Here is a 13,491-nt window from a genome sequence, read left to right on the forward strand (position 1 = left end):
TGGCTTCTAGCAAATTTATGCAGAAGCAAGGATCTTTTATTTTACAAAATTTTCACCACAAAGACAAAATAAAGGGTGTGAGTGTGAAAAATATTTAGCGCACTTGCATATAAACAGCTTCAGAAATAGTAGGTATTTCTGCGTAGCGTCCCATGACTGATTGAACTACTGCATAGATAAATGATGCTAGAATTCCGATGAATATCATATTAGAGAGAGTTTCCAGAATAAATCCTCCTAAACTTGCTCCCAAGATTTGCAGAATTAGACCACACAAGATTAAAATAATATCCAGTAAAATTGCTTGCATTGTATTGAAACGAATAAAGTGAGATATATTTTCATTTCTCACTACTAACAAGAACAGAGCGAAGAAAACTATTAGGCCAAAGAAGGGTATACCTCTATAAATCTGTAACAAAGGGCTAAGAAGAACTGGTATTATCTGTATGGGAGGGAACTGTTGGAATAAATATCTGCCATACACTAACCCATCTAGCAAGGGTAATAGATAAGGTAAGCTAGCAAAAATTCGGTCTTGAACAGTTGTAGAACCGCGCCAATTCATTGTAAAATACTCCTGAGTTTGATGATAAGTAAGTAAATATAAATTCAGGATAGCGCAGTAGTTAGATAACTTCAGCCCTGGATCGTATTTTGTGGCCTAAAAAATCACTAAACTTTCAAATTTTCAGTAATTTTAAGAAAAAAATAAAAATACTTTCTTTCTTTGGGAAAAAGTCAAAGGTAGGCCCTTCCTTACTAGGACTCAAGTTTCAAGCACAAGTGCCTAGTTTTTCACTATAATTAGGTAGATAGTCACCATCTAAAAAATGATGCAATAGAAGCAATACTTGTATTAGTCTACCTGTTGGTGCCTCTAAAAATATTATTCTATATTCTTCAAATAAGTAGTCCTAAATAATTGATCAAAAAAACAAAAAAGTAGATAATTAAAGTGTTAAGTGTTTAAAACTGTGTTTTGCTCAGTAATGAAGATATTTTCTACACAACTCAAATCTGAGCGAACTATTTTGTTTACTTTTAAGATACATTTAAATGATTAGCTTCAAGGCTAAATGCACTATTTTAATCTACTTTTAATTTTCATCCTGACTATAGTTTTTTTATTTGAGATGTAAATCTAGATAGAGTTTTTTGTTATAAAAAAAAGCGCACCGAACAAATACCCTATCTCCTGGTGTTTGCTACTAACTATATTAATGCTGTTTTTCCTCCTTTACTATTCCCTGTTTAATAGTACTTGGTTTTCACTTCCCAGATAAAAATGCTATATCAAACTAATAATTTTTTGTAATTATATGAAATCCGGTTATACAGGTTATACAATTATTGCAAAACTACCTCCACTCAATGTAGACATTTCACGGAATACCTCTAGATAATTGCCATGCTCAATTCTTCTTTTCTCCTGACTCGCTCTTCCTGACTCCTGACTCCGAGGGCTATACGATAAATTATCCGGATTCTATATTATTCTATACTGGCAACGCGGAAACCCATTTGACACTCATACTGATCTGCTTGAGTATCTGATAACTTAGGAACTGGATGACCACAACGTAATTGACCACCTTTCCATCGGGGTTGACCACTTCTATCGGCTAACAAACAACTTTGACAAACTTGTTGAGGAGCAACTAGCTGATTTTCCATTAAAATAACTAACATAAATTACACCTCCAGGAATATCCCATATGGTGTATCTATTGTAAGCGATGATTATAGCAGAAGTAGGTATATTGGTACAGAAATTAACATTTACTGAAGATGCAGTGATGAAATCAGCTTATGAAGTCAAAAGTCAAAATTTAAAAGTCAAAAGTCAAAAGTAAGATTTTAACTTTTGAGTTAAAAATTATGGGATGAAGTCAAAAGTCAAAATTTAAAAGTCAAAAGTAAGATTTTATAGGCTCGAAACTTTAATCTCATAGTAATTTCAGGAAATTATTTCATATCTACATATCTAAAAAAGTATGAAAATTTTGACTCACTTCCACTGATTTTAACAGAATTTGTAGTAATCAACTATTTATTCCCCCGCACTAGACCAAATTTTATTAATCCTCGTTCATATCCACTACTCATTAACTCCAAGGAAAGGGCAGCTTGAATTGTTGTCCAACCACTAAAGAGTAAGTTCATAATTACTTTAGGGTCAAAAGCTGATTCGATCACAATATTCCAGAAGGGAGCAGCAGCAGTTGACCAGTCAGCAGTGCAGATATTTTGAAAGCCGACATTTTGGGCGATCGCTTCATATTCTGGCAAAGAAATAACATAAGGCAGAGCATAGACGCGATATATTTCGGCTAGATGTCTCCTTTCATCGTCAGTTAGTTGTCCATAGGAGCTACCAACTGGACGATGACACCAAGTAGCCATAATTATAGTTCCACCTGGTTTGAGGACTCTATGGCATTCTTGCAAAAATTTCTGTTTATTAGGCATGTGTTCTCCACTTTCGAGAGACCATACCAAGTCAAATGATTCATCGGCAAAGGGCATTTCTAAAGCATTTGCCACTATAAAATTAGTAGTTTGACTTAAGTTGGCTACATCAGCTCGTTCTTTAGCTCTTTGGGCCTGGACGGGAGAAAGGGTAATGCCAGTGGCAGTGGCATGAAATTTTTCGGCTAAGTACAATGTACTACCGCCTATACCACAACCGACGTCCAGGATCGAGGTAGGAGGCCAAAAATTTGATTTTTCATTTAATGCTCCCCATTGAAGTAGTTCTTCAATCATGTCTATTTGGGCTTGTCGTCTATTTTTTTTCTGCTTACCATCTTGTCCATAATGGCCATGGTGCATGTGTTCGCCCCACGCTTGTTCCCATAGACTGGAGGAAGCATCATAGAATTGTTGAATCTGTTCGATTAAGTTTGAGGTCATAATTATTAATCAATTAAGATTGAGGATTTATTTTCCTGGACTATTATATAGCAATCATATTTCAGTTGTAAGATTTTAGTAGTAATTAGGAGTCAGGAGTCAGGAGTCAGGATTAAGAATATAAAAGGATTTTGATGGCTTTTAATTGTTATTAAATATCTCATAAATTTTTCCTGATTACTACATAATTTAACACAAAATTTAAAGGTTTAAAATTATTATTTTTCTAGAAAAAAATTAAGTGTTTGTAATTTTAGATGTTAATTTATGCCATTATTAATGTGAATTACTGTAAGCATTTAGGTGTCAGCTAGTCTCCTACTGAGAAACTATGTTAACAGCCATCAGCTATTAACTTAATTGCCCTTTTTTGAGGAATCAGAGTTGAAAGATTTAATAGAATTAAAAGTCTGAAATAAATTAGCTACTTGCTCACGACTCAATATTACTCAAATTCTTAAACTACTAATTTCTGAAAGCTGACCGCTAATGGCTTAATGGTTACGAATTAGTATAAGTTATTTGTGATTGAAATAACTCGCCTAAATTTTAAATATACATACTAAAAATTTGAAATGAGTTTAGCTAGAACTGTATGTAAAGGTTTTATTGCTGTTATTATTATTGGTGCTATATTACTCATGTTACCTATTTCTGTGAGTAATGGAAATTGGAGTCATCCTGTAACTGCTTTATTCACAGCAACTTCTGCTGTTTGTGTGACGGGACTTTCTGTTGTGAATGTGGGGGAATATTATTCTTTTTGGGGGCAATTATTTCTATTGTTATTGGTTCAAATTGGAGCTTTGGGTTATATGACTGCTACAACTATTCTTTTGTTGTTGCTTGGTCGTAAATTTCGTCTGCGGGAAAAAGTGGCTCTTCAGCAATCTTTGGAACAAGTAGGATTGGCTGGTGTAGAACCTTTAATTAAGTCGATTTTGGCTACAACAATTGTGTTTGAATTGACTGGTATTTTGTTGCTTTTGTTTGTTTTTGTTCCAAATTATGGGTTTAAAGAAGGTCTTTGGTATTCTGTTTTTCATAGTATAAATGCTTTTAATAACGCTGGTTTTAGTTTATATGCAGATGGGTTTATTAAGTATGTCAAATCTCCGTTACTAAATTTTGTGATTACTGGCTTGATTATATTTGGAGGATTGGGTTATCAAGTGATTATGGAAATATATTTATGGCTGAAAAGTTGTTGGAAAAAAGAGCAAGTTTTTCACACTTTTTCTCTACATTTTAAAGTGGTTACTAATACAAATATTTTTTTATTAATTTTTGGTATTATTACTTTTTTTATTGCCGAATTTAACAATCCTCAGACTCTAGAAAATTTTAACTTAGGGCAAAAATTAATTGCTGTTTGGTTTCAATCTGTTACTACTAGAACGGCGGGTTTTAATACTATTGATATTGGGAATTTGACTGATGCTGGTTTATTTATCACGATTGTTTTAATGTTTATTGGTGCTAGTCCGGGTAGCACTGGAGGGGGTATTAAAACTACAACTTTTAGAATATTATTGAATAGTACAAAAGCAGCTTTACAGGGTAGGGAAGAAGTTTTATGTTATCAACGTAAGATTCCGGTTATAGTTATTATTAAGGCTATTGGTGTGGTTTTTGCCTCAGGTTCATTAGTGGCGATCGCTACTACTTTAGCTGCTTTTGCTGACCCAGAATTAGAGTCAATTCAAATTTTATTTGAAGTTATATCTGCTTTTGCTACAGTTGGTTTATCTACGGGAGTTACTTCTAATTTTACAATTCCCGGGCAATTAGTATTGATTTTAACTATGTATATAGGTAGGGTGGGTGTCTTACTATTAGTTTCTACTATTTTTGCTGAACAAAATCCTAGTGCGGTTCAGTATCCAGAGGAAAATTTATTTGTATAATTTTTGAGTTTTAGGGAGTAGAGAGTAGGGAATAGAAAAGAAGAAAAATAACTTTACCTTAGTAACTTGAGAAACCCTATATTGATGCTAAAGTTAAAAACACAGCAAAAAAACTAAGAGAACAAATTTAGTTAGTTGTGAAAAATTTTTCTCAGCATTGGTAAAATCTGAAAATAGATATTTTGGAGGCAACGTTATTTTTGCTATTTATAGCAATGTGCGCTGGCATATTTACAAATTACAGGAACTGTCCAATAGCTAAAAATCTTATATTATCAGTTTTTTATTCCCCTATTGCCTGTTGCCTGCGCGCAGCGCCATACAATATAGAAGCTATAACGTTGAATTTTTAGTGAAATTATCGTCTTGGAATTTTTGGCAAAATTTAAAATCTGAAACTAAACAATTTGCAGTAATTGGTTTGGGAAGATTTGGTAAAGCAGTGTGTCTAACTCTGCATAATTTGGGCTATGAAGTTTTGGCTATTGATAGAGAAGAAAAAAGAGTAAATCAAGCTTTAACTGACAAAATATCTTCTCATGCTTTAGAGCTTGATTCAACAGAAATTAATGCCATTAAACAAGCTGGTATTTCAGATTTTGATACAGTAATTGTTGCAATTGGCAATTATTTGTCGGAAAGTATTATTACTACTCTCAATCTTAAAGAAGTAGGAGTAAAATTTGTAGTAGCTAAAGCTTCTTCAGAAACTCATGTCAAACTTTTAAACAAGGTTGGAGCAGACTATGTGGTATTTCCAGAGAGAGAAATGGGTTGCGAATTAGCACGATTATTGAGTAAACCTAGAATACTCGATAAATTTGATATAGACCCAGATAATAGTATTGTAGAATTTATTGTACCAGAAAAATTTGATGGTAAAACTATTGCTGATTTAGAACTACGGAATAAATATGGTTTAAATTTACTGGCAGTGAGCGACGGAAGTGAAAAATTTCAAATTAATCCGAAGCCTAGTACAATTTTAACTAAAGGAATAATAATGATTGTACTTGGCTCTAATCAAGATATTAATCGCTTGCCAAATTAATGGGTGCATCTCAATGCAAGAATAAAGCCAAAAATTTATTGCTTTTAGGCAACAGCTCATCTGGCAACAGCTCATCTGGCAACAGGAAATATGTAGGAAAAAAGTATTTTTGCAAATAATCTTAGATGTACCAAAATTAATTAATATTACCGAATAATTAATAATTAATAATTAAATAATTAAATAATTATGGTTTAAAGTCTCCCCTTTTAAGGGTAAGAAATAAATAATATTTCCTTATATTCAATTCCGTAACGGTTAAAATCAGAGGTAATTATCAATTATCCATTATCAATTAATGAAAGCGTTTTTCATTTAAGTAAACTACAAAATTATTTTTGCTTACGGAGGATGGAGTAGGGAGTAGAGAGTAGAAAAATGCTTTTATTACCGAAAAATTGTGGTTTAAAGTCTACCCTTTTAAGAGGATAAAAAGAAAAATTTTCCTTTTAGTCAATCCTCTACTTTAAAAGAAGAGGTAATAATTAATTATTAATTATTAATTCTTGAATATAGTCTATCTATGTGAAAACTGCTATAAAATAATCGTAAATTAAGATAAAAATCATTCAAGGTAGTTATGGGAGAAATTTCACATTATCAGGAAGCAAAAATCACAACTAATTTGGTGCAAAAATATTTTCCATGGCTATATAGTTTTTGGAAGTTTGCACGTCCCCATACAATTATTGGCACAACATTAAGTGTATTAGCAATATATCTAATTGCTCTGGGCGATCGCTCTGATTTTTTCAATCAATCTTTGTTCATCTATAGTTTAATTCTGTTATTGGTAACTTGGATAAGTTGTCTATGTGGAAATATTTATATAGTAGGATTGAATCAATTAGAAGATGTGGAAATAGACCGAATTAATAAACCTGATCTTCCTATAGCTGCTGGTGAATTTTCTCGGTTTTCTGGTCAAGTAATTGTGGCAATAACGGGAGTTTTGGCTTTAAGTTTTGCTCTAGTTTGCGGACCTTTTTTATTAGGTACGGTGGGAATAAGTTTAGTAATTGGTACATTTTATTCTTTGCCTCCTATTAGATTAAAAAGATTTCCTTTTTGGGCAGCTTTATGTATTTTTACTGTGCGGGGAGTAATTGTTAATCTAGGGTTATTTTTAAGCTTTGTTTGGGGATTAGAAAAAGTTGAGAAAGTTTCAGGAAGTTTAAATAAATGGATAGAAGGAGTAGGTGAAATAATTATCCTCAAAAAAAGCTTGATCATTCCAGAAATTCCTCCAACAGTATGGGTGCTAACTTTGTTTGTAATAGTCTTCACTTTTGCTATTGCAATTTTTAAGGATATTCCAGATATTGAAGGAGACCGTAAATTTAATATCACTACATTTACAATTAAATTAGGGACATTTACTGTATTTAATTTGGCAAGGTGGGTATTAACAATTTGCTATGTCGGTATGATTATATTGGGTGTAGTTTGGTTGGCAAATGTTAATTTCATTTTTTTGGCAATAACTCATTTTTTAGCTTTATGTTTAATGTGGTGGCGTAGTCAAAAAGTAGACTTGGAAGATAAAAGAGCGATCACTGATTTTTATCAATTTATTTGGAAACTATTTTTCCTAGAATATTTAATTTTTCCTATGGCTTGTCTTTTATAGCAATCAGATTTTGGTTGTGTCAAAAATTTCTGAGAATCAGGAAAAGTCTGCTCTGGGAAAAAAAAGGTAATAATTTCAGATTTTCTATTGTTACTTGGGTTATTTTTTCGGAAACTATTTTGCCGAGAATATCTAATTTTTCCTATGGGTTTTCTTTGATAGTATTCAGATATTGGTTATGTCAAAAATTTCTGGGAATCAGGATAAAGTCTACTCTGGGGAAAAAAGGTAATCATTTCATATTTTATATTGTTGCTCAGGGCATTTTTTGTGATAAATATGGGTGTAGAGGATAGCAAGTAAAATTATTACAAACTAGATGATAATGTTGATTTTTATCTATTTATTGGAAAAGTACTTTTTCTTATGAATCTTCAATTTTACTATGGGTTATCTTTTATAGTAGTCAGATTTTGGTTCTTTCAAAATTTCTAGGAATTAGGAAAAGTTATCTCTGGGGAAAAAAGGTAATCATTTAAGACTGTACTAGATAACTAAATTATTCCTCCTTCTTCTATATTTTTCCTTTGAATATTTAATTCTCCTATGGGTTGTCTTTGATAGTAGCCAGATTTTGTTTGTGTCAAAAATTTCTAGGAATTAGGAAAAATTAGCTCTGTGAAAAAAGGTAATAATTTCAGATTTTATATTGTTGATCGGGGTATTTTTTCTGATAAATATACCTGTAAGGGATGGCAAATAAAATTATTACAAACTAGACGATGATGTGGAATTTTATCAATTTATTTAGAAATTATTTTTCCTTTGAATATCTAATTTTTTCTATGGGTTGTCTTTGATAGTAGTCAGATTTTGTTTGTGTCAAAAATATCTAGGAATTAGGAAAAGTTAGCTCTGGGTAAAAAAAAGTAATAATTTCAGATTTTCTATTGTTGTTCGGGGTATTTTTTCTCCGAAATATGAACAAAACGCAGCATAATTACTCATTGTATTCTTCACACAAAAATAATATTAATTATTATGTAAAGCACCAAAAATCAGCTAAGTGATGAAAAACATAAAATCAATAGTCCTAATATTAACTTTAGCCTTTCTGTTTTGTTTCATTATCAAATCAATAGTGCTGACATTAGCTTTAGTCTTTCTGTTTTGTTTCATTAACCTAATGCCTCCTGCTTACGCTTGTACAGGTATTACCCTAAAAGCAGAAGACGGTGCTATGGTCTATGGTAGAACAATGCAATGGGGTAAGTTTGATCTAGAATCTCGAATATTGATCCTCCCCAGAGAGCACCAGTTTGTGACTGAACTCTCTAGGGATGAAAATGTCCATTTGCCTGGTATACGGTGGACTGGCAAATATGGAATAGTAGGAATTGATGCTGTAAATAGGCCAATTCCTCTTGACGGCATGAATGAAAAGGGATTAGTTGCTGGAGTCTTTGATCATCCAGACTTTGCTGAATATGTGGATTATGATTCAACTATGGCAGAGAAATCTATGGCACCGACCGATGTTGTCCAGTATCTTCTTTCCACCTGTGCCACAGTAGATGATGTTCGTGAGGCAATAGACCAAATCTTAGTGGTAAACGTTGTTGAACCAGTTATTGGGAAAACTGCACTATATCATTTGATGGTCAGCGATCCTTCGGGGGAACAGATCGTCATTGAATGGTCACAAGGCAAACCAAAAATTTTTGATGCTGAACTAGGGATTATTACTAACTCCCCAACATACGACTGGCATATTACTAATTTACGAAATTATGTCAATATTTCTCCTGTAGCTTATCCAGATCGGAATATTGGCTCAATTAATTTTAGCCCATTAGGTGTCGGTAGTGGTATGATTGGGCTTCCAGGAGATTTTACGCCTCCATCACGTTTCATCCGTGCTTTTGCTTTTTCTCAAACTGCAAGAGCAACTACTGACGGACCTGAGACGATGTATGAATTGTTTCGTATACTTGATAATTTTAATGTTCCGCTCGGACCACCCGAAGAATCTGAAGATGAATATATAGACACATCAGGTATGCGGAGTGCGACCGTTTGGACAACAGCTTACGACCTCACAAATAAGGTAATCTATTACCACACTCAACATAACCGTCAAGTCCGCAAAATTGATGTTGGCAGCTTAGACTTTGAAACTATTAGGGATATGCAGGTGTCCCCCCTTGATATAGTGAAGGAACAGAATATTGAGGATCGGACTCCTGGAAAGCTTAAGGTTTCATCATAAACTTTCGGCTATGCTTTTAGATTTTAAATTGAAGATTGATATAGATAAGGAATGAGGATTTTATTATCTACACAATTTAAATTATTTAAAGTCCATATAATCTGAGTTCTTTCAAAAAAATTCTGGAATTTATTTAATTATCATTCCTAGTAATGGGATATAAACAACCCCCACTATCTAAACTTTTATGGAATAGAAATTAAGACCTCTCATCCAACCTCTCTTTTTTCTTCAAGGGAGGGGGGTTGAGAGGTTATAAAATTTTTCAATGGGATTTTGTTTTCGATGCTATATATCTCTCAGGAATTTAGAAATTTGGTATTAGGTTCTTTTTATAAATATTGATATTGAGCAATTATATAGTCAGATTAAAAAATCTAATGAAGATATTGTTTTACATAAATTAAGATGGTACAAAATTGCGGATAATTACTCTCAAAAACAATGGCATGATGTATTAGCAATTCTTAAAGCTAGACTAAAAATATTAGATTTTAACTATTTGAAACTGTAGAGCAATTATCTAAAATTAACTCCATAATTAGAAAAAGCTTTTGATGAAACAAACTTGACTTGATATTACTAAACTAGAAAACTCTATATTCACTCAGAGATTATTTTTAACTTTTAACTTTTGACTTGTGCATAGCGCTTCGGAGAGATTATCAGTAGGTAAGTGGGAAAATTTACAAGTACGTCAAATGTGTTGCCATAGTCAAAAAGTAGACCTGCAAGATAAAAGAGCGATCGCTGATTTTTATCAATTTATTTGGAAATTATTTTTCCTATGGCTTGTCTTTTATCATACTTATAATAGAAGGTAAAAATTTAGGATTTTATTTAACCATTAAAATTATGCCGTTAAGAGCTATTTTAGATAATCAAGAATTATTAGCCCCACTACTATCTGATAAAGAATGGGAAGAATTAAAACGTAAAAAAGTTTAAGTTATTTTACCTTGTTGTGAAGCAAAAGGACATTTAAGAACTTCAAAATTGGGAACTAAGCATTTTGCTCATAATAAGTAAAGATGGATGTAATTATAAATCAGAAACATGGCAACATCTTTTATGCAAAACAGAAATTGCTAAAGTCTGTAACATTATGGGTTACGCTGTTAAAACTGAAGCAAGTAGATTAGATTGGAGAGCCGATGTTTTAGCTACTAAGCAGGAGAAACATCAATTAGTTCAACTGGCTTTTGAAGCTCAATGGAGTCCTCAAATCTTAGAATAAACGAAAGAACGTCAAGATAAATATGCCAGAGATGGTATTAGTTGTTGCTGGTTATTTAAGAAGTTACCAACATCCGAAGAAAGACAAGATATACCGATGTTTCAATTACAGTTTGACCAATCTGAAAATCATACAGTAATTTTTGATAATAACACCTATCTTTTAAAGAATTTTATTACTGAAATTTTATCTGGTCATTTTAAATTTTCTCAATTTTACCGATATAAAACACAGCAAGATATTAAAATCAGATTTTTTCCTGTTAATTGTTGGAATTGGAAGTGTCACGGGAAATATTATATTTATCACGTTCACAATGAGTCTTATGAAACTTTATGTGGGTGTAATTTTAATTTAATAGACTACATTATATTAACAGAAAAAATTATAGATGAACCTCAATTTCTTCCTGAAATTGTAAATAAAGCTTATGAATGCTTGAAGACTGAAAAAGCTAAACGTCAAAATATGAAAATGGGCAAAATTAAATATCGCTATAGCAAAACTGTTGGAAGCTCTTACACTTCATTCGGTTGTCCTTATTGTGATGCAATATTTGGAGATAATCATTATTTATTTTGACAAAATTTGCGAGGTTGAGTATGGATATATTCAACACATTGATTTTGAAACAACTGTTAATATCTCTTCCGAAAAACTAAATATTCTTCATTGGTGCTATTCTCCAACTAAAGATTTTTGTTGCAACTACTAATTTGGATTAACTTAACTCATACAAACATGACTAAATTACTAGGAAAAGTATATATTGTTGGAGCTGGACCTGGAAGTAAAGAATATTTGACTGTCAAAGCACATTCTCTCATTACTCAAGCTGAAGTATTAATTTATGATGCCTTAGTTGATGATTCAATTCTAAAATTAGCACCAGAAAATTGTTTAAAAATAGAGATGGGTAAACGTGGTGGTAAACCCAGTATGTCTCAGTCAGAAATTAATAGCTTGTTAGTAGAAAAATGTCGTTTAGGCAAACAAGTAATTAGACTAAAAGGAGGAGATCCTTTTATTTTTGGTCGTGCTTCTTCAGAAATTCAAGCATTAATTGAAGCTGGTTGTGAATTTGAAGTTGTACCAGGAATTTCTTCTGCATTAGCTGCACCTTTACTCGCAAATATTCCTCTGACAGATGCAGTAATGAGTAGAGCTTTTATCGTCTTGACTGCTCACGATATAGAAGCATTAGATTGGGAAAGAATATCTCAGATTGAAACTTTAGTAATTTTAATGGGGGCACGAAATTTAGATGAAATTGTGCGTCAGTTATTAAGACATAAAAGAACATCTCAAACTCCTGTGGCAATTATTCAAAATTGTGCCACTCCAAAACAACAAATTTGGATTGGTAGTTTAGGGGATATTGTTCAACAAACATACACTGAATATTTGTCCCCTTGTGTGATAATAGTAGGGGAAGTAGTCAGGTTACGAGATTATTTAAAGTCTCCAAATAATATGGTTAAAGAAAATTCAGTAGCCAAAATTGAAATAGCGCCTTTAGCAAATAAAACTGTTTTAGTGACTCGTGCAGCAGGTCAGTCTAGTAAGTTTAGCGATCGCCTACAAAAAGCAGGGGCAAAAGTAATTGAAATGCCTGCTTTAGTGATTACTCCTCCTTCAAGTTGGCATGATTTAGATGTGGCTATTAATAATATAGATACTTTTGATTGGTTAATTTTGACTTCTACAAATGGGGTAGATTACTTTTTTGAAAGGTTGGCAGAGAAAGATAAGGATAGTCGTGCTTTATCTGGCGTAAAAATAGCAGTTGTTGGTAAAAAAACTTCGGGAAGTTTGAATGCTCGTGGTTTGAAGGCGGATTTTATTCCACCTAATTTTGTTGCTGATTCTTTGGTGGTAAATTTCCCAGAAAATTTGAGTGGAAAAAAGGTTTTATTTCCCAGAGTAGAGACTGGTGGTAGGGAAGTATTAGTGAATGAGTTAAATAGTAAAGGTGCGGAGGTAATAGAAGTAGCTGCTTATGAGTCTAGTTGTCCAGAAAATATTTTACCGGAAGCTTTATTAGCACTACAAAATTGTCAGATAGATATTATGACTTTTGCTAGTTCTAAAACGGTGCGAAATTTTTGTTATTTGACGGCTGAAAATAAAGATAATTTACCGCAAGATTGGTTAGAAAATATTTGTATTGCTTCTATCGGACCTCAAACTTCTCAAAGTTGTCACAGTTTGTTAGGTAGAGTAGATGTGGAAGCTCAAGAATATACTTTGGATGGGTTGACTGAAGCTATTATTAAATGGGTAGAAATTGAAAGTCAAAAGTCAAAATTCAAAAGTTAAAAGTAATAAAATAAGCACTTAGCTCTTATACCAAATTGAAATGAAGCTGCATAGAATAATATTTTAAGCATAATTGACCGCAGGTAAGCGTAGATAAAGATAGATCGATTTAATGAATTTCATCATTCTATGCAACCTCATATAAAATTGGTATTAGCAGTCAGCTATCAGCAAATAATACCAAATTCAAAAAAGGTCTCTACAGTATTAATCTCAACACTC

The 13,491-nt window shown here is 32.5% G+C and carries 11 protein-coding genes; 8 read left to right on the forward strand and 3 right to left on the reverse strand.

Annotation, left to right across the window (positions count from 1 at the left end):
• Nucleotides 1-94: 94 nt before the first annotated feature.
• From D5R40_RS00625 to D5R40_RS00635, 3 genes are all read right to left on the reverse strand, one after another.
• On the reverse strand, nt 95-568 hold the full coding sequence (locus D5R40_RS00625; protein WP_124146186.1) for a Tic20 family protein: 474 nt from the start codon (nt 566-568) through the stop codon (nt 95-97).
• Between the two features lie 926 nt (nt 569-1,494).
• Nucleotides 1,495-1,692, reverse strand: coding sequence for a hypothetical protein (locus D5R40_RS00630; protein ID WP_124146187.1), 198 nt, complete (start codon nt 1,690-1,692; stop codon nt 1,495-1,497).
• Between the two features lie 357 nt (nt 1,693-2,049).
• Nucleotides 2,050-2,916 (reverse strand): methyltransferase domain-containing protein, encoded by an 867-nt coding sequence (locus tag D5R40_RS00635; protein WP_124146188.1) that lies wholly within the window; start codon nt 2,914-2,916, stop codon nt 2,050-2,052.
• A gap of 575 nt (nt 2,917-3,491) precedes the next feature.
• Here D5R40_RS00635 and D5R40_RS00640 point away from each other — a divergent pair.
• The 8 genes from D5R40_RS00640 to cobA all read left to right on the forward strand — a co-directional run bounded on the left by D5R40_RS00640 (nt 3,492) and on the right by cobA (nt 13,269).
• Nucleotides 3,492-4,823 carry a TrkH family potassium uptake protein gene (locus D5R40_RS00640; protein WP_124146189.1) on the forward strand — a complete coding sequence of 444 codons (1,332 nt, stop codon included), beginning with the start codon at nt 3,492-3,494 and terminating at the stop codon, nt 4,821-4,823.
• Nucleotides 4,824-5,175: 352 nt separating this feature from the next.
• The gene (locus D5R40_RS00645) at nt 5,176-5,874 is read left to right on the forward strand and encodes a potassium channel family protein (RefSeq protein ID WP_124146190.1); all 699 of its coding nucleotides are present in this window, start codon (nt 5,176-5,178) and stop codon (nt 5,872-5,874) included.
• Between the two features lie 580 nt (nt 5,875-6,454).
• Nucleotides 6,455-7,504: a homogentisate phytyltransferase gene (locus D5R40_RS00650; RefSeq protein ID WP_124154121.1), complete on the forward strand. Its 1,050-nt coding sequence runs from the start codon at nt 6,455-6,457 to the stop codon at nt 7,502-7,504.
• Between the two features lie 1,126 nt (nt 7,505-8,630).
• Complete coding sequence (locus D5R40_RS00655; RefSeq protein WP_205127584.1) at nt 8,631-9,713, forward strand: linear amide C-N hydrolase; 1,083 nt, start codon at nt 8,631-8,633, stop codon at nt 9,711-9,713.
• Between the two features lie 641 nt (nt 9,714-10,354).
• Nucleotides 10,355-10,537, forward strand: coding sequence for a hypothetical protein (locus D5R40_RS00660; RefSeq protein WP_124146193.1), 183 nt, complete (start codon nt 10,355-10,357; stop codon nt 10,535-10,537).
• Nucleotides 10,538-10,725: 188 nt separating this feature from the next.
• Nucleotides 10,726-10,950, forward strand: a complete 225-nt coding sequence (locus tag D5R40_RS00665) for a hypothetical protein (RefSeq protein ID WP_124146194.1) — start codon at nt 10,726-10,728, stop codon at nt 10,948-10,950.
• 96 nt (nt 10,951-11,046) lie between these two features.
• Nucleotides 11,047-11,532: a hypothetical protein gene (locus tag D5R40_RS00670; RefSeq protein ID WP_124146195.1), complete on the forward strand. Its 486-nt coding sequence runs from the start codon at nt 11,047-11,049 to the stop codon at nt 11,530-11,532.
• A gap of 159 nt (nt 11,533-11,691) precedes the next feature.
• Nucleotides 11,692-13,269, forward strand: a complete 1,578-nt coding sequence (gene cobA, locus D5R40_RS00675) for a uroporphyrinogen-III C-methyltransferase (RefSeq protein ID WP_124146196.1) — start codon at nt 11,692-11,694, stop codon at nt 13,267-13,269.
• Nucleotides 13,270-13,491 lie beyond the last annotated feature (222 nt).

Origin of the sequence: Okeania hirsuta, assembly GCF_003838195.1 — a bacterium.
GTDB lineage: Bacteria > Cyanobacteriota > Cyanobacteriia > Cyanobacteriales > Microcoleaceae > Okeania > Okeania hirsuta.